The sequence below is a fragment of the Mesorhizobium sp. M0276 genome, from assembly GCF_040321755.1.
In the GTDB taxonomy this organism is placed as follows: domain Bacteria; phylum Pseudomonadota; class Alphaproteobacteria; order Rhizobiales; family Rhizobiaceae; genus Mesorhizobium.
Genome location: NZ_JAMYSC010000011.1, coordinates 86,688 through 112,678, shown reverse-complemented (window position 1 = coordinate 112,678; position 25,991 = coordinate 86,688). Strand labels below are relative to the sequence as shown.

General features: G+C 63.2%; 25 protein-coding genes and 1 pseudogene. 14 read left to right on the top strand and 12 right to left on the bottom strand.

What is annotated here, in order from left to right; all coding sequences use genetic code 11:
- The first annotated feature begins 48 nt into the window (after nt 1–48).
- Complete coding sequence (locus NKJ01_RS11265) at nt 49–927, top strand: 3-hydroxybutyryl-CoA dehydrogenase (RefSeq protein ID WP_023757213.1); 879 nt, start codon at nt 49–51, stop codon at nt 925–927.
- A gap of 113 nt (nt 928–1,040) precedes the next feature.
- Here the strand turns inward: NKJ01_RS11265 and NKJ01_RS11260 are convergent, their stop codons facing one another.
- Together NKJ01_RS11260 and NKJ01_RS11255 are read right to left on the bottom strand one after the other, a co-directional pair.
- Complete coding sequence (locus NKJ01_RS11260; RefSeq protein ID WP_352727931.1) at nt 1,041–1,679, bottom strand: NrsF family protein; 639 nt, start codon at nt 1,677–1,679, stop codon at nt 1,041–1,043.
- A gap of 1 nt (nt 1,680) precedes the next feature.
- The gene (locus tag NKJ01_RS11255) at nt 1,681–2,232 is read right to left on the bottom strand and encodes a sigma-70 family RNA polymerase sigma factor (protein WP_352727929.1); all 552 of its coding nucleotides are present in this window, start codon (nt 2,230–2,232) and stop codon (nt 1,681–1,683) included.
- Between the two features lie 201 nt (nt 2,233–2,433).
- Between NKJ01_RS11255 and NKJ01_RS11250 the strand changes: the two genes are divergently transcribed.
- From NKJ01_RS11250 to NKJ01_RS11240, 3 genes are all read left to right on the top strand, one after another.
- Entirely contained in the window at nt 2,434–3,441 is a 1,008-nt protein-coding gene (locus NKJ01_RS11250) for an iron ABC transporter substrate-binding protein (RefSeq protein WP_352727927.1), read from the top strand.
- Between the two features lie 174 nt (nt 3,442–3,615).
- Complete coding sequence (locus NKJ01_RS11245; RefSeq protein WP_352728011.1) at nt 3,616–5,196, top strand: ABC transporter permease; 1,581 nt, start codon at nt 3,616–3,618, stop codon at nt 5,194–5,196.
- On the top strand, nt 5,193–6,275 hold the full coding sequence (locus NKJ01_RS11240) for an ABC transporter ATP-binding protein (protein ID WP_352727925.1): 1,083 nt from the start codon (nt 5,193–5,195) through the stop codon (nt 6,273–6,275). The genes NKJ01_RS11245 and NKJ01_RS11240 overlap by 4 nt, the downstream gene beginning before the upstream one ends.
- A gap of 36 nt (nt 6,276–6,311) precedes the next feature.
- Here NKJ01_RS11240 and NKJ01_RS11235 read toward each other — a convergent pair whose 3' ends face one another.
- The 5 genes from NKJ01_RS11235 to tlpA form a co-directional block, all read right to left on the bottom strand.
- Nucleotides 6,312–7,379 (bottom strand): sn-glycerol-3-phosphate import ATP-binding protein UgpC, encoded by a 1,068-nt coding sequence (locus tag NKJ01_RS11235; RefSeq protein WP_352727923.1) that lies wholly within the window; start codon nt 7,377–7,379, stop codon nt 6,312–6,314.
- A gap of 7 nt (nt 7,380–7,386) precedes the next feature.
- Entirely contained in the window at nt 7,387–8,235 is an 849-nt protein-coding gene (gene ugpE, locus NKJ01_RS11230) for a sn-glycerol-3-phosphate ABC transporter permease UgpE (protein ID WP_352727921.1), read from the bottom strand.
- 8 nt (nt 8,236–8,243) lie between these two features.
- The gene (ugpA, locus tag NKJ01_RS11225; protein WP_352727919.1) at nt 8,244–9,128 is read right to left on the bottom strand and encodes a sn-glycerol-3-phosphate ABC transporter permease UgpA; all 885 of its coding nucleotides are present in this window, start codon (nt 9,126–9,128) and stop codon (nt 8,244–8,246) included.
- A gap of 186 nt (nt 9,129–9,314) precedes the next feature.
- The gene (gene ugpB / locus NKJ01_RS11220) at nt 9,315–10,625 is read right to left on the bottom strand and encodes a sn-glycerol-3-phosphate ABC transporter substrate-binding protein UgpB (RefSeq protein WP_352727917.1); all 1,311 of its coding nucleotides are present in this window, start codon (nt 10,623–10,625) and stop codon (nt 9,315–9,317) included.
- A 285-nt stretch (nt 10,626–10,910) separates the two neighbouring features.
- Nucleotides 10,911–11,600, bottom strand: coding sequence for a thiol:disulfide interchange protein TlpA (tlpA, locus tag NKJ01_RS11215; RefSeq protein ID WP_352727915.1), 690 nt, complete (start codon nt 11,598–11,600; stop codon nt 10,911–10,913).
- Between the two features lie 35 nt (nt 11,601–11,635).
- Here tlpA and argH point away from each other — a divergent pair, with 35 nt between their 5' ends.
- The 6 genes and pseudogenes from argH (at nt 11,636) to NKJ01_RS11185 (ending at nt 18,994) form a co-directional block, all read left to right on the top strand.
- Nucleotides 11,636–13,036 (top strand): argininosuccinate lyase, encoded by a 1,401-nt coding sequence (argH, locus tag NKJ01_RS11210; protein ID WP_352727913.1) that lies wholly within the window; start codon nt 11,636–11,638, stop codon nt 13,034–13,036.
- Between the two features lie 144 nt (nt 13,037–13,180).
- Nucleotides 13,181–13,387, top strand: coding sequence for a lipoprotein (locus tag NKJ01_RS11205; protein ID WP_352727911.1), 207 nt, complete (start codon nt 13,181–13,183; stop codon nt 13,385–13,387).
- A 67-nt stretch (nt 13,388–13,454) separates the two neighbouring features.
- Nucleotides 13,455–14,723 (top strand): diaminopimelate decarboxylase, encoded by a 1,269-nt coding sequence (gene lysA / locus NKJ01_RS11200; protein WP_352727909.1) that lies wholly within the window; start codon nt 13,455–13,457, stop codon nt 14,721–14,723.
- A 40-nt stretch (nt 14,724–14,763) separates the two neighbouring features.
- On the top strand, nt 14,764–15,705 hold the full coding sequence (locus NKJ01_RS11195; RefSeq protein ID WP_352727908.1) for a threonine/serine dehydratase: 942 nt from the start codon (nt 14,764–14,766) through the stop codon (nt 15,703–15,705).
- Nucleotides 15,706–15,917: 212 nt separating this feature from the next.
- Entirely contained in the window at nt 15,918–18,509 is a 2,592-nt protein-coding gene (locus NKJ01_RS11190) for a TIGR02302 family protein (RefSeq protein WP_352727906.1), read from the top strand.
- 113 nt (nt 18,510–18,622) lie between these two features.
- Nucleotides 18,623–18,994, top strand: a pseudogene (locus NKJ01_RS11185) (glyoxalase superfamily protein).
- Here the strand turns inward: NKJ01_RS11185 and NKJ01_RS11180 are convergent.
- Nucleotides 18,973–19,854, bottom strand: a complete 882-nt coding sequence (locus NKJ01_RS11180) for a LysR family transcriptional regulator (RefSeq protein ID WP_352604350.1) — start codon at nt 19,852–19,854, stop codon at nt 18,973–18,975. The pseudogene NKJ01_RS11185 and the gene NKJ01_RS11180 overlap by 22 nt on opposite strands.
- A 222-nt stretch (nt 19,855–20,076) precedes the next feature.
- On the opposite strand from NKJ01_RS11180, the gene NKJ01_RS11175 reads away from it, so the two are divergent.
- Complete coding sequence (locus NKJ01_RS11175; protein WP_352728009.1) at nt 20,077–21,024, top strand: DMT family transporter; 948 nt, start codon at nt 20,077–20,079, stop codon at nt 21,022–21,024.
- Here NKJ01_RS11175 and NKJ01_RS11170 read toward each other — a convergent pair whose 3' ends face one another.
- From NKJ01_RS11170 to NKJ01_RS11160, 3 genes are all read right to left on the bottom strand, one after another.
- Nucleotides 21,025–21,396, bottom strand: coding sequence for a response regulator (locus tag NKJ01_RS11170; protein ID WP_352727904.1), 372 nt, complete (start codon nt 21,394–21,396; stop codon nt 21,025–21,027).
- Between the two features lie 75 nt (nt 21,397–21,471).
- Complete coding sequence (gene hpt / locus NKJ01_RS11165; RefSeq protein WP_023757232.1) at nt 21,472–22,014, bottom strand: hypoxanthine phosphoribosyltransferase; 543 nt, start codon at nt 22,012–22,014, stop codon at nt 21,472–21,474.
- A 20-nt stretch (nt 22,015–22,034) separates the two neighbouring features.
- A complete protein-coding gene (locus NKJ01_RS11160) occupies nt 22,035–22,679 on the bottom strand; it encodes a hypothetical protein (protein WP_352727902.1) in 645 nt (214 codons plus the stop codon).
- Between the two features lie 192 nt (nt 22,680–22,871).
- Here NKJ01_RS11160 and ftsE point away from each other — a divergent pair, with 192 nt between their 5' ends.
- From ftsE to NKJ01_RS11145, 3 genes are all read left to right on the top strand, one after another.
- Nucleotides 22,872–23,531, top strand: a complete 660-nt coding sequence (ftsE, locus tag NKJ01_RS11155; protein WP_010911739.1) for a cell division ATP-binding protein FtsE — start codon at nt 22,872–22,874, stop codon at nt 23,529–23,531.
- The gene (locus NKJ01_RS11150) at nt 23,524–24,519 is read left to right on the top strand and encodes a cell division protein FtsX (protein ID WP_352727900.1); all 996 of its coding nucleotides are present in this window, start codon (nt 23,524–23,526) and stop codon (nt 24,517–24,519) included. The genes ftsE and NKJ01_RS11150 overlap by 8 nt, the downstream gene beginning before the upstream one ends.
- Before the next feature lie 86 nt (nt 24,520–24,605).
- Nucleotides 24,606–25,331, top strand: coding sequence for a YdcF family protein (locus NKJ01_RS11145; protein WP_352727899.1), 726 nt, complete (start codon nt 24,606–24,608; stop codon nt 25,329–25,331).
- A 4-nt stretch (nt 25,332–25,335) separates the two neighbouring features.
- Here the strand turns inward: NKJ01_RS11145 and NKJ01_RS11140 are convergent, their stop codons facing one another.
- Nucleotides 25,336–25,986 (bottom strand): pyridoxamine 5'-phosphate oxidase family protein, encoded by a 651-nt coding sequence (locus NKJ01_RS11140; RefSeq protein WP_352727897.1) that lies wholly within the window; start codon nt 25,984–25,986, stop codon nt 25,336–25,338.
- Nucleotides 25,987–25,991 lie beyond the last annotated feature (5 nt).

The following is a 25,991-nucleotide window of genomic DNA, read 5'->3' as shown; positions in this document are numbered from 1 at the left end:
CACCGCACAAAAAGCAGGCCGCAAAGGCATTTTGACGGGATCGGTGTAATGAGCAAGATCGAGACGATCGGCATCATCGGCGCGGGCCAGATGGGCGGAGGTATCGCCCATGTCTCCGCTCTTTCGGGCTACAAGGTGCTGATCTACGATATATCGCCCGACCGCATCGAGAAGGGCATCGCCACCATCAGCGGCAACATGGCCCGCCAGGTGGGTTCCGGCAAGCTCGAAGAGAAGGTACGCAACGAAGCGATGGCGCGCATCTCTTCCGCGCCGGCGATGGCGGATCTTGCCGGCGCCGATCTGGTGATCGAGGCGGCGACCGAGGACGAGACCGTCAAGCGCAAGATCTACGCCCAGCTCTGTCCGCAGCTCAATCCCGAAGCCATCCTGGCGACCAACACTTCGTCGATCTCGATCACGCGGCTTGCCGCGCAAACCGACCGGCCGGAGCGGTTCATCGGCATACATTTCATGAACCCGGTGCCGCTGATGAAGCTGGTCGAACTGGTGCGCGGCATCGCCACCGAGGACCGGACCTTCGAGGCGGCCAAGACCTTTGTGAAGCAGCTCGACAAGACGATCACGGTCTCGGAGGATTTTCCAGCCTTCATCGTCAACCGCATCCTGCTGCCGATGATCAACGAAGCGATCTACACGCTCTATGAGGGTGTCGGCTCGGTCGACGCCATCGACACCGCCATGCGGCTCGGCGCCAACCATCCGATGGGGCCGCTGCAGCTTGCCGATTTCATTGGTCTCGATACCTGCCTGTCGATCATGCAGGTGCTGCACGACGGCCTGTCGGATTCGAAATACCGTCCTTGCCCCCTGCTGGTGAAATATGTCGAGGCCGGCTGGCTCGGCCGCAAGACCGGGCGCGGCTTCTACGACTATCGCGGCGAGCATCCCGTTCCGACGCGCTGACCAGATCCGAGTCAGCAGCAGGCTCTTTTCGGGACCGGTTCTGATCGAGACCGACAAACAGTTGGCGGAATGATCAAGGATCGGTGAGCACGTGCCGTGATCGCGGTGGCGCACTACCAGCGCACGAAAAATCGCCCGCCAATCGCACCAAGCAGCGCCAGTACAGCGATCGCGATCGTGTACCAGGTAGCGACGAAAAGCGGCGAATCGTCGAAGCAGTGCGCGGCATAGAAGGTCGCCGACAGCCCGCCGGCGAGCAGGCCCGCGACCGCGCCTGCAAGCACCGGTCGTGTCGGCGCGCCGTAGCGCAGCATCCACAGGAAGATGGCAAGCGGACCGATCCCGATCAAAGGGATGAATGTCATGCAGATCATCATGTTGGAGCCGATCATCCTTGTGCCCCACAGCGCCTCCGGCACCATGAAAAGCTCCAGAACCACCGCCACGGCTACCAGCACCGGTGCCGCTGCCATCCAGGCCATTGCCCGGCGCGTCGAAGCTCCCGGCGTCGACAAGTCGCGGACCAGGGCAAAGGCACTGACGGCAAGCACGATGGTGAAAACAAACTTCGAGAGAAAACGCATCGTATGCGCGGCCGCCATGAAGTCCGGGCGCGGGCCGATGGTCAGCAGGAAAACGACCGCGGCGATCACCGCTGCAGCACCGGCGGCCATCCACCAGGCCGATTGCAACGGCATCGCCTTGCTCCCGGCATCGGCGTCCAGCGCCTTGATGAGATCGTCCGTCCTCATGTCATTCCCGCCCGAATCGCCCCTGCCCGAATCGCTTGGCTATCGCGGCAAGTCCCCGATGCAGCGACACACGCACCGCCGTCTCGCTGATACCGAACCTTGCCGCCGTCTCTCCGATAGAGCGGCCTTCCACCGACACGGCTGAGACCACCGAGCGCTGTGCTGGCGACAGGCCATCCAAAGCCCGGTTGATGTCGCGCTCGCTGACGGTTTCCGCTTCCGGCTCGGCGAATGTCTCGGCGATATCGTCGATATCGACCTCGATGCGCCGTCCACGCCGCCGGAACGCGTCGATGAGCTTGAAGCGGGCGATTGCATAGATCCACGGCAACACCGGCGCGTCCTGGCGCCAGGTATGTCGTTTCACATGAATGGCCAGCAACGTTTCCTGCACGACATCCTCGGGATCGACCCCGCCCTGCACGATCTTGCGCCTGACAAAACCGCGCACCAGCGCGGCAATCCGGTGCAGAAAGTCGGCATAGGCCCTTTCATCTCCCGCGATCGCGGCCCGCATCAGCCGGGAAAGCTCGGCCTCGTTCTTGCCGCTCACAAGAGTTCACTCCCCCGATTTTCGCGTCTCGGCGCTGATTTGTTACGTGGCCGGCGAAATAATGTCCAAGCCAAACTAGCGGCAAATCACGAAACTTTGCAGGCGCTCGATCAAAATCAGCAAAGCAATGTTGACTATCATGGTCAGGTATCGATAGGTGCAGCCCTGACAGACCGAAGACCCGCAGAACGAGGACATGCCATGAAATACGCCCTTTCCACCCTCGTCGGCGCCACCGCGCTGGCAATCACCCTGCTCGCCGGTCCGGCGATGGCGGAAGATGATGGCATCATTGTTTACAACGCCCAGCACGAGAGCCTGACCAAGGCGTGGGCCGAAGGCTTCACCAAGGAGACCGGCATCAAGGTAACGGTGCGCAATGGCGGCGACAGCGATTTCTCGAACCAGATCGTCGCCGAGGGCGCTGCTTCGCCCGCAGACGTGTTCCTGACGGAAAACTCGCCAGCCATGGTGCTGGTCGAAAATGCCGGCCTGTTCGCGCCGGTCGAAGCCGACACGCTGGCCCAGGTTCCCCAGGACTATCAGCCGGCCAGCGGCAAATGGGTCGGCGTCGCGGCGCGCAGTACGGTCTTTGCCTATAACAAGACCAAGCTGAGCGCCGACCAGCTACCCAAGTCGATGCTTGACCTCGCGGATCCGAGCTGGAAGGGCCGTTGGGCCGCTTCCCCATCGGGCGCCGATTTCCAGGCCATCGTCAGTGCGCTGCTTCAGCTCAAGGGCGAGGCCGCCACGGCGGACTGGCTGAAGGCGATGAAGACCAATTTCACCGCCTACAAGGGCAACAGCACGGTGATGAAGGCGGTCAACGCCGGCGAAATCGAAGGCGGCGTGATCTACCATTATTACTATTTCGGCGATCAGGCCAAGACCGGCGAAAACAGCAAGAATGTCGAGTTGCACTATTTCAAGAACCAGGATCCGGGCGCGTTCGTTTCGATCTCCGGTGGCGGTGTGCTGGCTTCGAGCAAGCATCCGAAGGAAGCCCAGGCCTTCCTGAAATGGGTCACCGGCAAGGGCGGCCAGGACGTGCTGAAGACCGGCGATTCCTTCGAATACGCGGTCGGCAAGGGTGCGGTGTCCAACCCTAAGCTGGTACCGCTCGCCGATTTGCAGGCGCCAAAGGTCGATGCCACGAGGCTAAACTCCAAGAAGGTCACCGACCTGATGACGGCAGCCGGCTTGCTTTAGTTGGCATTCCTCCTAAAAGGACAACCGACCACGCTCCCGCGGGAATTCGCCTTCCGCGGGAGTGATTTTGTTTTTCGAGATGGCATTCGTCGATGACGACACGCTGTGTTCCCGACCGCGACCGCGGTCCTTCAATTGCTGCCGCTGAGCGCCAACGGCGTGGCGTCTGACCTGATGCAGTCTGCGGTCGATCTTGCGCGCTCGGGCCTGCCTTCGGGCACAGGCCGAAGGTCTCGGCGGCGCGTACCGCTTTGGCTGGTCATCGTCGCTATCTTCGTTGCGCTGCTGGCGCTGCTGCCGCTTGCCTTCATCATCTGGATCGCAGTGCAGACCGGCTGGGAAACCGTCTCGGCGCTGGTCTTCCGGCCACGTGTCGGCGAGCTTCTGGTCAACACTGTCCTGCTGGTGCTGCTCTGCGTGCCGATCACCATCGTGCTGTCGGTTGCACTGGCCTGGCTGACCGAGCGCAGCAACCTGCCGGGCGCCCGGTTCTGGGCGTGGCTGTGCGTGGCGCCGCTCGCCATTCCCGCTTTCGTGCACAGCTATGCCTGGATCACCATGGTGCCAGGACTGCACGGCCTGTGGGCCGGCGTCCTGATTTCCGTGATCGCCTATTTCCCGCTCCTGTATCTGCCGGTGTCGGCGGCGCTGCGCCGTCTCGATCCCGCCCTCGAGGACGCCGCCGCCGCGCTCGGCCTTGGCCCCCGGCGCGTGTTTTGGCGTGTCGTGCTGCCGCAATTGCGGCTCGCGATCTGCGGCGGCTCGCTGCTGGTCGGTCTGCATCTGCTGGCTGAGTACGGCCTCTATGTCTTCATCCGCTTCGACACCTTCACCACGGCGATCGTCGACCAATTCCAGTCGACCTTCAACGGGCCGGCCGCCAACATGCTGGCTGGCGTGCTGGTGAGCTGCTGCTTCGTGCTGCTCGGCCTCGAAGTGCTGGTGCGCGGCGAGGAGCGCTATGCCCGCGTCGGCTCCGGCGCCGCGCGCTATCAGCAGCGCACAAGCCTGGGACGGGCCACCGGACCTTGCCTGGCCTTGCTTGTCGTCACCACGCTGCTGGCGCTTGGCGTGCCGTTCGTCACCATCGGCGGCTGGCTTGCCGCTGGCGGCGCCGCTGTCTGGCGCTTCGACGAGATCGGGCTGGCGCTTGGCCAAACGCTGTTCCTGGCGCTCGCCGGCGCATTGCTCGCCACGGTCGCCGCCATGCCGATGGCCTGGATCTCGATCCGCGCGCCGGGGCCATTGCAGCGCCTGCTGGAGGGCTGCAATTACATCGTCGGCTCGTTGCCGGGGGTCGTCATTGCGCTGGCGCTGGTCACCATCACCGTGCGCATCGCGTTTCCGCTCTACCAGACCCTGTTCACCATCCTGATGGCCTATGCGCTGATGTTCCTGCCGCGTGCGCTGGTCAGCCTGCGCGCGTCGATCGCGCAGGCACCTGTCGAACTCGAACGCGCAGCTTCCAGCCTCGGCCGGCCGCCGCTGCAGGCACTGTGGTCGACCACGATCCGCCTGTCGGCGCCAGGTGCAGCAGCCGGCATGGCGCTGGTGGCGCTCGGCATCATGAACGAACTGACCGCCACCCAGATGCTGGCGCCGAACGGCACCCGCACGCTGGCGATGGCGTTCTGGTCCTACAGCGGCGAGATTGATTATGCCTCTGCGGCACCTTACGCCTTCATCATGGTGGCCATGTCGCTTCCCTTGACCTGGCTGCTTTATGTCCAGTCGAAACGGATGGCCGGACGATGAGCTTTCTCGAGATCAGCGGCCTGCACAAGCATTACGGCCCGGTCGCGGCACTTGCCGGCGTCGACCTCAGCGTCGCCAGTGGCAGCCGCACGGCGATTGTCGGCCCATCGGGCTGCGGCAAGACGACCCTGCTGCGGCTGATCGCCGGCTTCGAGGCCCCGGATCGGGGCCGCATCATGCTCGACGGCGAGGTCCTGGCCAATGGTGACGGTGCCGTGCCGGCACATCGCCGCGGCATCGGCGTGGTGGCGCAGGACGGCGCCCTGTTCCCGCATCTGACCATCGGCGACAATATCGGCTTCGGCATGGCCCGCGGCGAAGAAAAGCGCACAGAGCGCATCGTCGAGCTCGCCTACATCGTCGGGCTCGACAAGGCGATCCTCAAACGCCGCCCGCACGAACTCTCCGGCGGCCAGCAGCAGCGCGTTGCGCTGGCCCGCGCCATGGCGATGAAGCCCAGGCTGATGCTTCTTGACGAGCCGTTCTCGGCGCTCGATACCGGCCTGCGCGCCTCGATGCGCAAGGCAGTGGCCGAGCTTCTGGAAACCGCCGGCATCACGACCATCCTGGTGACGCACGACCAAGCCGAAGCGCTGTCCTTCGCCAGTCAGGTCGCGGTGATGCGCGACGGCAAGTTCTCGCAGATCGGTACGCCGCGCGAACTCTATTTCAAGCCGAAGGACAGGATGATCGCCGAATTCCTCGGCGACGCCATCATCCTGCCGGCAAAGATATCCGCTGGCTTCGCCAGCTCGCCGCTCGGCCGCATCGCGGTCGACACCAACGACAGCCGCGATGTTGCCCGCATCATGCTGCGGCCGGAGCAGATCGCGCTGAAAAGAACGTCGCGCGAGGGCATGTCGGGCACTTCGGACATGCTGTTCGGCGAAGTGACGGAATCGGAATTCGCCGGCTCGATGTGCACGATCGCGGTTCGGCTCTTGAACAATGCGGATCCGCCCGATGCGGCCGCGATCGGCAACACGCCGCTGGTGCTGCGCAAACCGGGCATGGACGCGCCGGCGGTCGGCGAGATCGTCCGGCTGACCGTGTCGGGAAAGGCGCATGTCTTCGCCTGAACGCCGACGCGTGGGGCGTAGGACATATCGTTCGGATTAGCCGACGCGCTTTCCGGCCCGATCGAACCAATGCAGCTTTTCTGCCTTGGCAACCACGCGCAATTGGTTGCCGACCGTAGCGGTCGCGCGACCAGCAACACGCACGATGATGCTGCTGCCGCCTGCGGCGCAGTGAAGAAAACTCTCGGCACCTACCGGTTCGACGGCCGCGACCAGCGCCGGCAGGACGAGTGCGCCGGACGGCGCCTCCGCATTGAAGGTAACGTCGGCATCCTCGGGCCGAAAACCGACTGTCGCGGCTCTTGCCTGCTCAGGCGCGAAAGCAATCGCCGAGCCGTCAGCTAGCATCGGGCCCGAGGAGCCCGCAGTCAACGCCAGGAGATTCATCGGCGGCGCGCCGATGAAGGAAGCGACGAACGTCGAAGCCGGTTTCTCGTAGACGTCGAGCGGCGCCCCCATCTGCTCGACCAGTCCGGCATTCATGACGACGAGGATGTCGGCCAGCGTCATCGCCTCGAGCTGGTCGTGGGTGACATAGACCGACGTGACGCCAAGCGAGCGCTGCAGATTCTTGATCTCGACGCGCATCTGGCCGCGCAATTTGGCATCGAGATTGGAGAGCGGCTCGTCGAACAGGAAAACTCTCGGGTTGCGCACGATGGCGCGGCCCATGGCGACACGCTGGCGCTGGCCGCCGGACAGCTCGCGTGGGCGTCGATCGAGCAGTGTTGAAAGTTCCAGCACCTTCGCCGTCGAACGGACCCGGCTGTCGATCTCGTCTTTCGGCGTGCCGCGGTTGCGCAACCCGTAGGCCATATTGTCGTAGACCTTCATATGCGGATAGAGCGCATAGTTCTGGAACACCATGGCGATGTCACGCTCGGTTGGGCCGATTGAGTTGACGATCTTGCCGTCGATCGCAACCGTTCCCGAGGAGATGGTTTCGAGCCCGGCGATCATCCTCAGCAGCGTGGACTTGCCGCAGCCGGATGGGCCGACCAGCACGCAAAGCTCCTTGTCGGGAACGGCGATGGAAACGCCTTTCACGGCCTCGAAGCCGCTGGGGTAGACCTTCTTCACATCCTTCAGATCGACGGTCGCCATCAGCTTCTCACTTTTCGGAATCGACCAGGCCGCGAACGAACCAGCGTTGCATCAGCACCACGACCAGGATCGGCGGCACGATGGCCAGCATCGCTGTAACCATGACCAGGTGCCACTGCGTATCGGCATCGGCGAAGGAGACCATCTTCCTGAGCGCGATGACGATCGTATTCATGTTGCTGCTGTTGGTGACGAGCAGCGGCCACAAATATTGCGTCCAGCCATAAATGAAGAGGATGACGAACAGCGCCGCGATGTTTGTCCGCGACAAGGGCAACAGGATATCGAAGAAGAAGCGCCATGGCCCCGCACCGTCGACACGCGCCGCCTCCACCAGCTCACCCGGGATGGTCATGAAAAACTGTCGAAACAGTAATGTGGCGGTAGCCGAGGCAATCAGCGGGATGATCAGGCCGGCATAGGTGTCGATCATGCCGAGATCGACCATCACCTTGTAGGTTGGCAGGATGCGTACCTCAACGGGAAGCATCAGGGTGATGAAGATCAGCCAGAAGAAGACCATCCGCAGCGGAAAACGGAAGAACACGATCGCATAGGCCGACAGGATCGAGATGAAAATCTTCCCCACCGCGATGCCGAGCGCCATGATCGTGGTGTTGAGCAGCAATCGACCGACACTGACGCCGCCGATGCGGCCGACACCGCCGAACAGCGCTTCGCTGTAATTGTTCCAGAACTGATCGCCGGGCAGGAGCGGCAATGGCGGCTTAAGGATCGTTTGCAACGTCTGCGTCGAGGCAACGAATGTGTAGTAGATCGGGAAGGCGACGATCAATATGCCGAGGATGAGCACGGCATGGGCGAGGTAGGTGCGAAACGAGGACTGACCGATCATCGCTGCCCTCAGCCGTAATGGACTTTGCGTTCCACGTAGCGGAACTGGATGGCGGTGAGCGAGATGACGATGATCATCAGGATGACCGACTGCGCCGCGGAGTCACCGAGGATCAGATTGACGAAGCCGTCATTGTAGACCTTGTAGACCAGCGTCTCGGTCGCCTTGCCCGGCCCGCCGCCAGTGACGGCGTGGACGATGCCGAACGTGTCGAACAGGGCATAGACGGTGTTGACGACCAGCAGGAAGAACGTCGTCGGCGCAAGCAGCGGAAAGACGATGGTCCAGAAGCGCTTGGTCTCGCCGGCGCCGTCCATGGCCGCCGCCTCGATCAGAGTTTTCGGGACCGCCTGCAGGCCGGCGACGAAGAACAGGAAATTATAGCTGATCTGCTTCCAGGCAGCGGCGGACACCAGCAGGATCATGGCATCGGTGCCGTTGAGCAGCGGATCCCAGGCGATGCCGAAACTTCTCAGCACATAAGCCAGCGACCCGATCGACGGGTTGAACAGGAACAGCCACAGCATACCGGCAATCGCCGGCGCCACTGCGTAAGGCCAGATCAACAGCGTGCGGTAGAGACCTTTGCCGCGCACCACCTTCTCTGCCATCACCGCAAGCAGGAGCGCCACGCACATGGCGACGATAGCGGTCGCAAGGGAAAACACCACCGTCACCTTGATCGAGTTGACGTAGGCTGGATCGGCAAGCACTTTCCTGAAATTGGCAAACCAGACGAACCTGGTCCTCAGTCCGAACGGGTCCTGCCTGAGCATGGACTGGTAGAACGCCTGACCGGCCGGCCAGTAGAAAAAGACGAGCGTGATCGCAAGTTGCGGTGCCACCAAGAGGTAGGGGAGGACCTTGTTGGGAAAGACGACGCGAGGGGTCAAGGAGCCACTCCGGGCTGGTTAGTCGGGTGGCACCATATGGTGCCCTTCTCTGTCAAAGATGGCATTGATGGACGTTTCGGATTCGGCAGCATCGACAATTGGCGAAATCACAGCAAATCTCCCCCTCCGGGGGAGATCCCTGACAGGACGGTGGATGCGCTGTGGAACAAGGCCTCTGCGCTCGCTCTAATTCCCCAGCGCTTCCTTGATCGCGGCGTTGCCACGCGCAACCGCATTGTCGAGCGCCTGCTGCGCGGTTTGCTGGCCGGCGAGCATCTTCTCGAACTCCTCGTTCTGGATATCGCGCACCTGCGGCAGATTCGGCAGACGTACGCCCTTCGAATTGTCGGTCGGCGCCTTACCCGTCATCTGCAGGATCGGGGTCTCGCGACCGACGTTCTTGTCATAGAAACCGGATTTCTTGGTCGCTTCATAGGCCGCCAGCGTTACCGGCAAATAGCCCGACTTCTGGTGCAGGTACTCCTGCACGTCGGTCTTCGACAAATAGGCGAAGAAAGCAGCCACTCCCTTGTATTCCTCGTCGGATTTGTCCGCGAAAACCCACAGGCTGGCGCCACCCGGCGTCGTGTTCTGCGGCGCGCCCTTGGCGTCGCTGTCATAGGGCAATTGGCCGATGCCGTAATTCATGCCGGACTTGACGATATCGCCGAGCCCGCCGGAGGATTCAGTCATGATCCCGCATTCGCCGGCAAGGAAGATCTGCTTGGCTTCGGAAGTGCGGCCGCCATATTTGAAGGTGCCGTCCTTGGCGAGGTCTGCGAGCGCCTGGAAATGGTTGACGAAAATCGGCGCATTGATCTTGAGCTCGACATCGCCGCCGGCCAGACCGTTCTGCTGGGTGGCCCATGACACGTCATTCCAGGCCGCGAAATTCTCCAGATGGATCCAGGTCAGCCAGGTCGAGGTGTAGCCGCAGGCGGCCGCGCCGCTCGCCTTGATCTTCTTGGCATCCTCCCACACCTCATTCCAGGTCTTGGGCGGGCTGTCGACGTCGAGACCAGCCTTCTGGAAGATATCCTTGTTGTAATAAAGGATCGGCGAAGAGGAGTTGTAGGGGAAGGAGAGCATGGTGCCGTCCGGCTTCGAATAATAGCCGACTATGCCTGGCAGGTACTGGCTCTTGTCGAAGGTCATTCCAGCGCTGGTCAACACATCGGCTGCCGGCTTGATTGCTCCTTCGGCTGCCATCATCACGCCGGTGCCGACGTCGAACACCTGAATAATGTCGGGCGCCTGGCCGGCGCGGTAGGCGGCGATGCCGGCATTCAGCGTCTCGGGATACGTGCCCTTGAACACCGGAACGAGCTCATAGTCGCTCTGGCTGGCATTGAAATCTTTGGAGATCTTGTCGACAACTTCGGCATTGGCGCCAGTCATGGCGTGCCACCAACTGATCTGCGTGACAGCAAAAGCGGAGGTTGAGGAAAGCAGCGTAAAGGTGGCGGCAACACCGGCCGCGAAGCCGAAGGACTTCATGTTTCATCTCCCGTTTGTCATTGGCGAAAGGGGCACTCCCGCACAGGCAATATGTGTCGCTCATGACAATCAGACAACGGCTTTGTTGCAGATCGATGAACTTCATCTCTGCCTGAAGCAATGCTCGCCTCCGCGTAGCAGACTACGGCAAAGCAACGGGGTTAGCCGACTTAGCGCGATAACGAACAGGGCAGGAACCGTCTCCAGGACCGGGCCCTGCCAAGCTGGCTTTCGGGCATGACAATGCTGATTGCAGTTGCCGCAGCCGTGAAACGGTGAGCTGCTCTAAAGGCTTTCGGGTTTGAGCGCCGTCTCGACCAGTCTCCTGGCATCCGGCCCCGACCATTCGGCCGGGCCGTTCATATGAGCGAGCAGGCAGCCCTCGCCATCGATCAGCATGGTGACGGGAAGGCCGAGCGCCAGGCCGCGCGTCTTGAGGTCGTTGAACAGCGCCATCGTCGAATCCCGGTAGTAGCCCAGCGTCGCCACGCCGGTATCGCTAAGGAACTTCTTCGGCTTCACATCGTCACCGGCATCCACATTGACGGCGACCACCTCAAAGACGTCGCTGCCCATTTCCTTCTGCAGCACATCGAGCGCCGGCATTTCGGCGCGGCACGGCGCGCACCATGTCGCCCACAAATTGAGCAGCACCGTCTTGCCGGCATGGTCGGCAAGCGTCATCGCCTTGCCGTCCGGACCATTGAAGGCAAGGCTTTTCAAGGATTGCGGCGGATCGGCCGGCAAAAGTGCGGCAACCTCACCGGTGGCCGAGGCCGCAACCTTCTTGGCGCGGTCGCTCTTGGCGGCGCAGGCGACATCGTCCTTGTTGTCGCCGACGGCGGCTTGTGCCGGTGCATTGTTGCCAGACCGGCTCTCGCTGACATATACCGCGACCGCGCCGGCCAGCGCGCCCGCTACCAGGGCGGCGAGGATCAGGCGCGGGGCCGGGAAGAATTTATTACCGTCTGCCATTTTCTCAAAACTGCTCCGAAGCACGGGTTATAGCCATGAGCGACAAGAAGACCAGCAACCAGATGTGGGGCGGACGTTTTGCCTCGGGTCCGGCCGCGATCATGGAAGCGATCAACGCGTCGATCTCCTTCGACCGCAAACTCTATGCGCAGGATATCAAAGGCTCGATCGCCCATAGCGAGATGCTGGCGCAGACGGGCATTATTTCGGCGGCCGATCAAGAAAAAATCGCTCACGGGCTGAACACGATCCTGAAAGAGATCGAAGCCGGCAGCTTCGAGTTCTCGACCCGGCTCGAAGACATCCACATGAACATAGAGGCCCGCCTTGCCGATCTGATCGGCCCGGCGGCCGGCCGGCTGCACACCGCCCGCTCGCGCAATGACCAGGTGGCGGTGGATTTGAGGTTGTGGGTCAAGGACGAGTGCTTTCGCGTCGCCGAGGCGTTGATAGGGCTGATCAAGGCGCTACTGGAGCGGGCCGAGGAGCATGCGGCGACGGTGATGCCGGGCTTCACCCATATGCAGGCGGCGCAGCCCGTGACCTTCGGCCATCACTGCATGGCCTATGTCGAAATGTTTTCGCGTGACCTGTCGCGTGTACGCGATGCGATCGAGCGGATGGACGAAAGCCCGCTCGGTGCTGCAGCCCTTGCCGGCACCAGCTTCCCGATCGACCGCCACCGGACCGCCAAGGCGCTCGGCTTCCGCGAGCCGATGCGCAATTCGTTGGACAGTGTCTCGGACCGCGATTTCGCGCTGGAGTTCCTCGGCATGGCCGCGATCTGCGCCACGCATTTGTCGCGGCTGGCCGAGGAGATCATCATCTGGTCGACGCCGCAGTTCGGCTTCGTCAGGCTGTCGGACTCGTTCTCCACCGGCTCCTCGATCATGCCGCAAAAGAAGAACCCCGATGCCGCCGAACTGGTGCGTGGCAAGACCGGCCGCGTCACCGGCCATCTCGTCGGCCTGCTGACGGTAATGAAGGGCATGCCTTTGACCTATGGCAAGGACATGCAGGAAGACAAGGAATCGGTGTTCGATGCCGCCGAGACGCTGGACCTGATGCTGGCCGCGATGGCCGGCATGGTTTCGGACATGACGGTCAACGCGGCCGCGATGAAGAAAGCCGCCGGCGCCGGCCATGCGACCGCCACCGACCTTGCCGACTGGCTGGTGCGCACGCTCGGCCTGCCGTTCCGCGAGGCACATCATGTCACCGGCCGGGCAGTGGCGCTGGCCGAAGAGAAGAAGATCGGGCTGGAGAAGCTCTCGCTGGAGGATTTGCAGTCGATCAATCCCGGCATCACTGCGGACATATTTTCGGTGCTGGCGGTGCAGAACTCGGTCAAGAGCCGCACCAGTTTCGGCGGCACCGCGCCGTCGGAGGTGAGGAAACAGATCCGCACCTGGAAAAAACGACTGGCGAAAGCGTGATGCCGGCTACTGCGACCAGCAATATCGCCGGGCTATTGCGACCAGCAATATCCCTGATATTGCAACCAGCAATATCCCGGGGTGCAATACGCCGAGAACTCGGCTAAAAGCGGCGGCTGGCAAACGTTTCGGACGGATGGATCGATGACCGGAAGCAGGATTTTGGTGACGCTGACGCTTCTGGCGGCGATCGCGGCCGTTTCGGCCTGCGGCAGGAGGGGCGGTCTCGACACGCCCTATGAGGCAGCCGTGCAAGCGCGCAAGGATGCCTCGAAAGCGCACCAGCCTGTACCTCCGGAGCCGGAAAAACCGGCCCAGGACAAGAAGTTCATCCTCGACCCGCTGATCTAGAGCCATGCGACTGGGTTTGGTCCTTCTAAACCCGATCTCATCGCTCCAACTTCCCGGAACCACTCTCGTGAACCACTTCGACTACCGCGACGGCGTGCTCCATGCCGAGGACGTGGCGATCCCTGATATCGCCGCACAGGTCGGCACGCCGTTCTACTGCTATTCGACGGCCACGTTGACCAGGCACTACCGGGTGTTTGCGCAGGCCTTTGCTGGGCTCGACGCGCTGGTCTGCTACGCCATGAAGGCCAATTCCAACCAGGCCGTCCTGCGGACGCTGGCCAGACTCGGCGCCGGTGCCGACGTGGTTTCGGAAGGGGAATTGCGCCGGGCGCTGGCCGCCGGCATCCCGGCAAGCAAGATCCTGTTTTCGGGCGTCGGCAAGACTGCGCGCGAAATGGACTTTGCCCTGGCCGCCGGCATCCTCTGCTTCAACGTCGAATCCGAGCCTGAGCTCGAGCTGCTATCGGCCCGGGCGGCGGCGCTCGGCAAGGTGGCGTCGATCTCGCTGCGCATCAATCCCGATGTCGACGCCAAGACCCACAAGAAGATTTCCACCGGCAAGGCCGAGAACAAGTTCGGCATTCCGTGGCAGCGGGCGCGTCAGGTCTACGCTCGCGCGGCAACGCTTCCCGGCATCAAGGTGACCGGCATCGACACCCATATCGGCAGCCAGATCACCGAGCTGCAGCCTTTCGACGACGCTTTCGCGCTGCTTGTCGATCTGGTTGGCGGGCTGCGCACCGACGGCCATGCCATCGAGCATGTCGATCTCGGCGGCGGCCTCGGCATTCCCTACCGCGTCGACAACAACCCGCCGCCCCTCCCCGATGCCTATGCCCAGATCGTCAGGAAGCATGTCGGCAAGCTTGGGCTTAAGGTGATGTTCGAGCCGGGCCGGCTGATATCAGGCAATGCCGGCATCCTGGTCTCCGAGGTGATCTTCGTGAAGGAAGGCGACGCCAAGAACTTCCTGGTCGTCGACGCCGCCATGAACGATCTCATCCGGCCGACGCTCTACGATGCTTTCCACGACATCCGTCCGGTCGTGCAGCCGCCGGCCGACGCGCCGCGCATGATGGTCGACGTGGTCGGCCCGGTCTGCGAGACCGGCGACTATATCGGCCTCGACCGCGATCTGCCCAGGCTGAAGGCCGGCGACCTGATTTCCGTCTTCACAGCCGGCGCCTATGGCGCGGTGCAGGCCGGTATCTATAACACTCGCCTGCTGGTGCCGGAGGTGCTGGTTGATGGCGACCGCTTCCACATCGTGCGTCCGCGCCTGACCTATGACGACCTGATCGGGCTGGATTCCGTGCCCGATTGGCTCGCATAGAGGCGCCGGAAACACAGTTACCCGTCACAGGGAGCAGATCATGAGGAACGGCAACACCGTCACGCGCGAGCGCATTGCCGCGATGGAATCGCGCATCCGCCCCTATATCAGGCACACACCGGTGCTGCGCGTCGACATGGCCGATTTCGACCGGCCGCCGCTGACGATTGACCTGAAGCTTGAATGCCTGCAGCACTCCGGCTCGTTCAAGGCACGCGGCGCCTTCACCAATCTCCTGGAACGGCCGGTTCCCAAGGCCGGCGTCGTCGCCGCGTCGGGCGGCAACCATGGTGCTGCCGTCGCCTATGCCGCCATGCGGCTTGGCCACAAGGCGACCATCTTCGTTCCAGAAGTGAGCCCGCCGGCCAAACTGGAGCGGATCCGCTCCTACGGCGCCGATCTGATCGTCGGCGGCGCCCGCTATGCCGAGGCACTGGCCGCCAGCGAACGCTTCGCGGAGGAAACCGGTGCGTTGCAGATCCATGCCTTCAACCAGCAGGAGACGCTGATCGGCCAGGGCACGCTCGGGCTGGAAATCGAGGGCGATTTGCCCGACATCGACACGCTGCTGGTCGCTGTCGGCGGCGGCGGCTTGATCGGCGGCATCGCTGCCTGGTTTGCCGGCCGCATCCGCATCGTCGCCGTCGAGCCCGAGGGGGCACCGACGCTTTACCGGGCGTTTGAAGCCGGACACCCCGTCGATGCGCCAGCCGAGGGCATCGCCGCCGATTCGCTGGCACCAAAGCGTGTCGGCGAGATGATGTTCCCGATCGCCGAAGCCTTTGTCGAACGCTCGATCCTGGTCAGCGACGACGACATCATCGCCGCGCAAAAGGCGCTGTGGAACCGGGTGCGCATCATCTCCGAGCCGGGTGGCGCCGCCGCCTTTGCCGCGATCCTGTCCGGCCGCTATGCGCCGGTGCCGGGCGAACGCGTCGCGGTGCTGGTCTGCGGGGCAAATGCCAACCCCGCAACTTTCTGACTGCAACCGGTGGAACTATAACGGCGGCCTTCACGTTTTCGCAAACTGCCTCGCCTTTGCCGTGTTTGCTGGTATTCTTCGAGTCGTGAGGCTTGGGCTATCCTGCCCGCCCACAGCATGACCCCAAAAGGGAATCCGGTTTCCGGACAGATCATGCAGGAGAGACAGAGTCCCATCCCGGTCCTTTCGGGATGAAATAGGAGGAAGGGCCGATGACGCAACGACCCACCTTCAACGGCAACCGCGGCCTGGCCGGGCGCCTCGCCTTGAGCCGGCTGGCGACGCGGGTCTCGATGATGGTCGAGCGTGGCTGGCCGTTGCTGCTTCCGCTCGTCATCGTCGCCAGCCTGTTCCTCAGCGCCTCATGGCTCGGTATCTTCACCCGGCTGCCGGATATGGCGCGCATCGGCCTTGTCGCCGCTTTCGCGATCGCGGCACTGGCCGCGCTCTACCCGCTGCGTTTCCTCCGCATCCCTGGTGCCGTCGAAGTCGACCGCCGCATCGAGGCGGCCAATCAATTGCTGCACAGCCCGGTGCTGGTGCAGACCGACCGGCCTAGCGGCAGGGAAAGCAGCTTCTCGCAGGCGCTCTGGCGCGAGCACCAGAAGCGCATGGCCGGAAAGCTTGACAGCCTCGGCGCCGACCTGCCGCGCACGCGCGTGCCGGAACGCGACCCTTGGGGGCTGCGCGCGGTGGCAGCACTTTTGCTCGTTACCGCCTTCGCCTTCTCCTTCGGGCCGACGGGCGGCAGGATCAGCGACGGGTTCAAAGCCCATGGCGCACATGATGCCGTGCCGCCGCGCATCGACGCCTGGGTGACGCCACCGGCCTACACCGGCAAGCCGCCGATCTTCCTGACGGCCGACGCCAACCAGGCGACCCCGACCTTCACCATTCCCGAAGGCAGCGATGTTTCGTTGCGCGTGACCGGCGGTTCGGGCGAGGAAACGCTTGCCTACGCCGACAAGAGTGGCAATTCCCGCGCCATCGACCCGGCCGGCCCGCAGGCCGCCGCCACGGCCAAGCCGGTGGCAAGCCCGGCGACGCCGTCCAAGATACGCCAGTTCACCGGCAAGCTGACCGGTGACGGCACGCTGACCCTGACATCGGGCGAGGATCAGCTCGGCCGCTGGGCCTTTGCGGTCATAGCCGACAAGCCGCCGCAGATCCGCTTCGTCGGCGAGCCGAAGCGCGCCGCCAACGGCGCCTTCGAACTCAACTACCAGATCGACGACGACTATGGCGCCGCCACCGCCAAGGCGGTTTTCGCGCTTGCCGATCAACAGGCACCGAATGCCCATTCGCTCTATGGTCCGCCCGAAATGCCGCTTTCGCTGCCGCGCCGCGGCGGCAAGTCGAATGCCGCCAGGACCTCCAAGGACCTGACGGAACATGTCTGGGCCGGCAGCAGCATAAAGCTGACGCTGGTTGCCACCGACGACGCCGGCCACACTGCATCGAGCGAAACCAAGACGCTGCTGATGCCGGAACGGCCATTCGCCAATCCGCTGGCACGGGCCGTGATCGAGCAGCGCCGCCTGCTCGCGCTCGACGCCAATGCCAAGCCGCGCGTGCTCGACCTGATGGACGCCATCACGCTGCGGCCGGAAGACACTTTTGACAACATGTCCCACTACCTCGCCATCATGAGCGCCCGCAGCCGGCTGAAGATGGCCGACAGCGACGATCAATTGCGCAACGAGGTCTCCTATCTCTGGGAAATTGCGCTCGGCATCGAGGAAGGCAATCTCTCGGCTGCGGAAAAGCGGCTGCGCCAGGCGCAGCAGGCACTGCAGGACGCCATCAAGAATGGCGCCAGCGACGCTGAAATCGAAAAGGCGATGAAGGAACTGCGCGAGGCGATGAACCAGTTCCTGCAGGAATTCGCGGAGCGCGCCAAGCAGAATCCCAACGCCCCGCAAATGCAGCAGAACGGGCAGGAACTGCGCCAGAGCGATATCGACCGCATGATGGACCAGATCGAGAATCTGGCGAAGTCGGGCGACCGCGACAAGGCGCAGGAATTGCTGTCGCAACTTCAGGACATGATGAACAATCTGCAGGCCGGCCGGCAGCAGCAAGGCGGCCAGCAGGACAGCGAGATGCGCCAGCAGATGGACAAGCTCGGCGATATCCTGCGCCGCCAGCAGGAGATGATGAACGATACCTTCCGCATGGACCAGATGCAGCGCGGCGAACGCCAGCGCGGACAGAACCGCGACGAACAGCTCGGCCAGGACGAGCAACAAGGTCAATCCGGCGAAAACGACAAGCCGAACGAGGGCGGCCAGCCGAAGCCGATGACACCGCAGGAATTCGCCGATGCGCTGAAGCAGTTGCAGCAAGGTCAGGGCCAGCTGAAAAGCGACCTCGAGCAGCTGAAGAAGGGACTTGAAGGCATGGGCATGCAGCCCAACGAAGGATTTGGCGAGGCCGGCAAGTCGATGGGCAATGCCGAACAGGCGCTCGGCGAGGGCGAAGGCGATGCAGCCGTCGGTCATCAGGGCCGGGCGCTGGAAGCGCTGCGCAGGGGCGCCAAGGACATGATGAAGCAGATGCAGGCCATGCAAGGCGACCAGGGCGGCAGCGAGAAAGGCGGTCGCCAGCAGAACGCCGATCGTGATCCGCTCGGCCGGCCGCGCGCAAGCCAGGGTCCGGACTTCGGCGATTCGGTGAAGGTGCCGGACGAGATCGACGTGCAGCGTGCCCGTCAGATTCTGGAAGCAATCCGCAAGCGGCTCGGCAACGCGCTCAGCCCCGATATCGAACGCAGTTATCTGGAACGGCTGCTTGAGTTGAAATAGAGCAATTTCAAGAAAGGTGTGAAGCGGTTTTCCGTCCGGAATTGCGACAAGACATAGGGATTGCCGCCCCGCCTCCACGCCACCCGAAAACCCTCTCGAGCGGTTGCACCACCATGCCCAAACTTGGCGCCGTCACCCCCATCCTGCGCATCTTCGATATTGCCAAGGCGCGTGAATTCTATGTCGGCTTCCTCGGCTTCGAGGTGCAGTGGGAACATCGCTTCGACGACGACGCACCGCTCTAAATGGCGGTCGGCCGCGACGACTGCGTCCTGCATCTCAGCGAACATCACGGCGACGGTGCACCCGGCATTGCCATGCGCATCAAGGTCGAGGACATCACCGCACTGCATCGCGAACTGATCGGCAAAAAATACCGCTTCGCCAGGCCGGGCCTGGAAGAGACGCCATGGAAGACCCGTGAGGTATCGGTCGCCGACCCGTTCGGCAACCGCCTGCATTTCTACGAGGATGCCGCGGGGTGATCCTGCCTGTTGACGAACGCTTCGCGGATTGCCTCCTGCATGCCGTCGATCGCCTCACCTGAGGCATTGGGGTTGCGGTGCATCACCACATTCGAGGAATCGATGTCGCCGAACCCGTCCGCGGCCGTCAGTTCGCGACAGCCGCTTGGGATGTTGCTGCGCGAAATCGGCGCGATCGCCAGTCCGGAGGTGACGGCGAGCTTGAGGCCGCCAGTGGTGTCGCTGGTATAGGCGACACGATAGGCAAGATTGCGCTGCTCCAGTGACTTGATGGCGAAGTCCTTGCACCAGCCAGCCCGGTTGTAGAGCGCGATCGGCACAGGCTGCTCCTCATGCATATGGTGCAGGGTCGATGTCACCCACACGGTCGGATCGTGCATCAGCACTTCGCCGCCGGCAGGATCCTGCCATTCGAACACCACGCACAGATCGAGTTCTCCGGCGGCGAGCGCCGCTATCTGTGCCCCTGAATGCGCATAGCGCACCGTGACCTCGACCTGCGTGTGACGCTTCGAAAAGGCACCGAGCGCGCGCGACAGGATAGCGTGGCCATACTCCTCCGGAATGCCGATGCGCACCGGCCCGCCAAGCGGCGCCGCCGCCATCGACGCCGCCGTCTCGTCGAGCAGCGAAACGATGCGGCGGGCATTGACGATGAGTTCGCCGCCGCGCCGCGTCAGCGCGACGCCGCGCGAACCGCGTTCGAACAGGCTGTCGCCGATCAGCTCTTCGAGCTTCTTCATCTGCATCGAGACCGCCGACTGGGTGCGGCCAGCCTGCTCGGCCGCTTTGGTGAAATTGCCGGCTTCGGCAATGGCCACGAAGGTGCGCAGGAGGTCGCTGTCGAGGGTTGGTCGCATGAAATCCGCCATAAGGAAATTTGATCGCTGGTATCATTCCAATTCGTTTGCAACATGTCAAACCCAGGATGATAGTGGCCTTTCCCATTGGATATGCGGCTGCGAAATCAGCCGCGGACCAATCAAGAGTCCTCACTCGTGCCCGCTGCCCGAAACGGTGGCGGGTTCTTTTTACCCCGCAAGCGACAGCTTCGGATCGTATACGCAGGAGCTTGGATGCAGATGCAGAATCGGATGGTGCGCGGCATCCTGAGCCTGTGCCTGGGCGTGCTGGTCTTCTCGCTGCAGGACCCGCTCGTCAAAGCCGTATCGAGCGGCTATCCGGTGACCGAAGTGATGGCGATCCGCTCGATCGTCGCTCTGCCGATCCTGATTGTTCTGGTCCATGCCGATGTCGGCCTGCGGGCGATCCTGTCGAAGCGATTCGGCATGCTGACGATGCGCGCCTTCATCCAGTTCACCTCCTATACGGCGTACTATCTGGCAATCGCCGCTCTGCCGCTGGCCGATGCGGTGGCGCTCTATTTCATGGCGCCGCTGTTCATCATGGCGCTGGCCGGGCCGTATCTCGGCGAGCGCGTCTCGTGGCAGACGCTGGCGACCGTGTTGATCGGGTTGCTTGGCGTGCTCGTGATGCTGCGCCCCGGCACCGGACTGTTCGACATGGCAGCACTCCTGTCGCTGGGCTCGGCGGCGCTCTACGGCTTCTCGCAACTGATGGCCCGCAAGATCGGCGACACCGAATCGTCGACCGTCATGGCCTTCTATCAGAACGGCGCCTATCTGGTTGGCGCCGCTGTGGTTGCCGGCGTGTTCCACCTTGCCGGCATCACCCATGCCGTCCACCCCAGCGTGGAATTCCTGGTGCGGCCCTGGCTGTGGCCGACGCTGCCGGATTTTCTCAAGATGGCGGCCTGCGGTTTCGTCGCCTCCGCCGGCATGATCTTGCTGTCGCAGGCCTATCGGATGGCGCCGGCCAACCGCGTTGCCACCTTCGAATACACAGGCATCCTGTGGTCGCCGCTGTGGGGTTTCCTGTTCTTCGCCGAGGTCCCGCGGTCGACGACCGTCATTGGCGCGGCCCTCATCATCGGCGCCGGCCTGCTGGCCCTCAACACCGAGCGGCGCAAGAGCGCCCCAGCCGTGCTCACTGCTGCCGATCCAGCCTGATCAGGCGAAGCAGATCAGTGCCCGTTCGACGCGCGAGCGGATTTCGGCCAAGGTAAAGGGCTTCTGCACGACATCGAGGATAACGCCGTCCAGCTCCTCGGCGCGCTCGCGTTGGTCGGCATAGCCAGTCATCAGCATGATCTTCATTGACGGAAAAAGGGCCGACGCCGCAATCGCCATCTCGATGCCGTCCATCTCCGGCATGCGGATGTCGGAGACGACGAGATCGTAGCCGCCTTTTGCGGCCTGGATCAGCGAAAGCCCTTGCGCGCCGTCCGCCGCGACGTCGATCGCATGCCCTGCGCGTTCAAGCGCGCGGGCGGCCAGGGTGCGGACGGACTCATCGTCCTCGACGATCAGAAGCTTTGCCATGGCCGGCATATTTGGCCGCGAAAAGTTGACTTTTCCTGAAAGCGCCCAGGGTCGGCGGATCTTTTTGGAAGTCGCTCAGACATCGCCTTTCACGACGCCGACAAAAGGCAGTTCGCGAAAAGCGTGCGCGACATCCATGCCGTAGCCGACGACGAAATAGTCGGGACAGTCGAAGCCGACATAATCGGCGTTGAGTGCGGTCTGTCGACGCATGCGCTTGTCGAGCAGCACGGCGATGGAACAGCTTTTTGCGCCCCTCGACAGCATCAGGTCGCGGGTGAAGCTCAGCGTCTTGCCCGATTCGAGAATGTCGTCGATCAACAGCACGTCGCGGCCGGTGACCTCGTTGTCGATGTCGCGCAGCACCCTCACCTCGCCGCTGGTGGTGCCGGCGCCGTAGCTGGAGATGAAGATGAACTCGACCTCCGGCGACAAGCCGACATCGTGCATGGCACGGATGAGATCGGCGGCGAAGATGAACGAGCCCTTCAGCACCGAGATCACCAGCAGATCGTGATAGTCGTGGCCGGCGATCTCCTTGGCGAGCTCGAGGTTGCGCCGGGCGATCGCCGATGCTGAAAACAGGACTTCGATGTCCTTGCCGCGTACGATTGGCATTGGTGGTCCTCGGTAGTCGCTTATTGAGCGAAAGTGACTAAGACGGTTCTTACGCCGTACTTAGGCACGTCGAGCCGGCTGGCAAAGCCGAATCTTTCGCCCGACGCCAGCGAGCGGCCGGATGTCCCCAACGTATAGCGGGTTGTGCGCCCGTCATTGCTCGTCACCCGAATTTCGAGCGGCGGCAGTTGCACCGGTTTCGCGCCATCATTGGCGGCCTCGCCATCGACGAACAGCGCTGGGTTCGGGCCCGACGCGTCGACGCGTGAGGTGACGCCGGAAATGCTGAGCGCCGAGGGCTGCGCGCTGGACAGGAACGGGGCCTGGCGCACCAGCGCATGCCCGCCGGAGACCCAGAAAGCGGCCAACGCGGCGCCAACGCCGGCGATCCAGAAGATCGGCCCGCCGCGCGAGGCCGGCGGCCGTTCCGCCGGGGCCTCGGGCTTGCGCAGCATGTCCATGCCCTCGATGGCCGGTGGGACGATCGCACGCGGCAGCGGCGAAACGCTTTCCACGGCGGGGACAAAACGCGGCATCACCACATAATCGGCATCGACGACGTCGGAAGCGGGACCACGCATGAACCGGTCCTTAGCGGCAATTGCCGCCGGATCGGTCATGATTTCGCCGGAAACCGGGCGCGCGGTTCGATCGTCAGCCATCATGGCCCCAGCATTGCAGCACGTGTTCGCTTTTCGTTTCTTTTGCGTAAAGACAAATGGTTAACGCTTCCCCACCGGAGCCCTCGTGACGAGCCGAAACAGTCCAGGAATTAACCGCCGGTTAACCATGCCGGCCGATGGTCTTTACCCAGAACAGGCCGGCTCGCCGCCGTGCCGAATTTCAGGTCGCCGAAATTGATTCGCTTCGAAAATGTCGGCCTCCGTTATGGCATGGGTCCGGAAATCCTCCGCGACATCTCCCTGCACATTCCGGAGCGCTCCTTCCAGTTCCTGAGTGGGCCTTCGGGCGCCGGCAAGACGACGTTGCTGCGCCTGCTGTTCATGTCGCTGAAGCCGACGCGCGGGCTGATCACCATCTTCGGCAAGGATCGGTCACGTATCTCGCGCACCGAACTGCCTCATCTGCGGCGGCGCATCGGCGTCGTGTTCCAGGACTTTCGCCTGCTCGACCACATGACCACCTACGAAAACGTCGCGCTGCCGCTGCGTGTGCGCGGGCGCGAGGAAGCAAGCTACCGCACCGATGTCACCGAGCTGTTGAAGTGGGTTGGGCTGGGCGAACGCATGCATGTGCTGCCGCCGGTTCTGTCCGGCGGCGAGAAGCAGCGCGCCGCGATCGCGCGAGCACTGATCGAGCAGCCGGAGATCCTGCTGGCCGACGAACCGACCGGCAATGTCGATCCGCCGCTGGCGCGACGCCTGCTGCGTCTGTTCATCGAGCTCAATCGTCTCGGCACCGCCGTGGTGATCGCTACCCACGATCTCGGCTTGATGGAACAGGTCGACGCGCGTCGCATGATCCTGGCCGGCGGAAGGCTGGACATCTATGACTGAACTGTCCGCCGAACATCTTGTGGAACGCGACCAGGACGCCGAGGCGGCGAAGGCAGGGCCCCGCGCCCAGCGCAGGATGGCACCGATCGTGCCGGCGCAGAACATCGCCGGCCGGGCGCTGGTGCTGGTCATCGCCATCATGACATTCCTGTCCTGCCTGACCTTCGGCGCGGTGACGCTTGTGCGCGACACCGCGTCCGTCTGGGAGAACCAGATTTCGCGCGAGGCGACGATCCAGATCAAACCGGTCGACGGCCTCGACATGGAGGCAGCCCTTGCCCGGGCCTCGCAGATCGCCGGCGAGTTTCCCGGCGTCAAGGCAACCCGGATCATCGATCGCGAGGCGACCGCTAGGCTGTTGGAACCGTGGCTGGGTTCAGGCCTCAACATCGACGACTTGCCGGTGCCGCGCCTGATCATCGTCACCATCGACGAGAGCAGCCCACCCGATTTCGCCGCAATGCGCGCCGCGATCACGCCGAAACTGCCGAGTGCCTCGCTCGACGATCACCGCACTTGGGTCGACCGGCTGGTTGCCATGGCACGCACCACGGTGACCATCGGCATCGCCGTGCTGGCGTTGATGCTGTCGGCGACGGTACTGACCGTGGTGTTCGCAACACGCGGCGCCATGGCCGGCAATGGCCACATCATCGAGGTGCTGCATTTCGTCGGTGCCGAGGCACGCTTCATCGCACGCGAATTCCGCCGGCATTTCCTGGTCACCGGCATGAAGGGAGCGGCGGCCGGCGGTGCTGCGGCGGTGCTCGTCTTCATCGTCTTTTCCTGGTGGTCGTCGCGCAACATGGCAACGCCGCAGGCCGACCAGGCAACCGCCCTTTTCGGCAATTTCGCTATCGGCTCGGCTGGGTATCTCGGTGTCGTCTTGATGGTGCTGGTGATCGGCGGGCTGACGGCGGCAACCTCGCACGCCACCGTCGTCGCCTATCTCAGCGACATCGATGTTCGCCAACCGGATGCAGGCTGACGAGGCAAGATGATCACGAATGGAGAATTCGCGTAACGCAAAGTGCGTCTTTTACCTACCCAAGTCCGCATTTCAGGATTAACCATATGGCGATGGACGCGCGGGATACGACCGGTACGGCTGGACAGATGCCAGTGGTGGTTGCCCGTTCGCATGACCGCCGCACGATGAGCCGTCTAAGGGCTGCGTTGCGTATATCCGCTCTCTCCTTGCTCGTCCTCGTGACATTGTTTGCCGGCGGCTTCGGCTGGTTCGCGAACAAGGTCAGCCACCTGACGACGCCTGCCAATCCGGCCAAGGCTGATGCAATCATCGTCCTGACCGGCGGCCAATCCCGCCTCGATGCGGCCATGTACCTGCTGGCGTCAGGCAAGGGCGAGCGGCTGCTGATCAGCGGTGTGCATCCTTCCGCCAGCCGTCGCCAGTTGCAGGCGGCGACCGGTGGCGACGTCAGGCTGTTCTCCTGCTGCGTCGACATCGACCGTGCCGCGCTCGATACGATCGGCAATGCCGAGGAAAGCGCCAAATGGGTCGAGAGCCATGCCTATGGCACAGTGATCCTCGTCACCAACAATTATCATATGCCGCGCAGTCTGCTGGAAATGGGCCGGCTGCTGCATGGCGCCAAGCTTGAGCCCTATCCGGTGGTCAATTCCAACCTCGACAACGGCGGCTGGCTGACCAAGCCGCGGGCATTGCGCGTCCTGTTCACCGAGTACAACAAATATTTGCTGGCGCTGGCGCGTGGCATCGTGCCGGTCAAGCCGACTCCCAACGGCATCGCGCTTGCCGAAACCGCAGCCGGCGGCTGAACCATTATTCCCCGGCGGCCGCGCCTGCCCTGGCGGCCGCGCCCGACACCCCCTTGAGCCGCGCGACCTCCTGCTCAAGGCGCTCGATCTGCTTGTCTCTCTCGCCGAGTGCAGCCGCCACATCGGCCGCCTCGAAACGCTGCGGAATATGTTGTGGGCAATTGGCATCCCAGGCCGAGACCGTCAACAGGATGACCTGCTCGGGGCGGGCCTTGTAATCCTGCGGCATCAGTTTCGCCAGCAGTTCGGCATCGTTCTCGACAACGCGCGCCGTACCCCAGAGCTTGATGCGCTGGCGGTGCATATAGTCGACCAGGAATAGGAAGGCCTGCGGATTGTCGGTCAGATTGCCCTGCGTGATGAACTGCCGGTTGCCGGCGAAATCCGCGAAGCCGATCATGTGTTCATCCAGCACCTTGAGGAAGCCGGCCGGCCCACCGCGGTGCTGGATGTAGGGCTGGCCATCGCCATTGGCCGTCGCCAGGAAGACACTGGTCTGCATCTCGATGAAGGCGGCAAGATCGGGAGTGATGACGGCTTGCCAGCCGCCACGCTCCTCGACGCGGGCATAGGATTGGCGTGAGCCCTTGCGGGCCTGGATCGCCTTGACCGTCGGCGTGAAGGCGACGTCGCTGGTGAAAGCATGCGCGTTCATCGAAA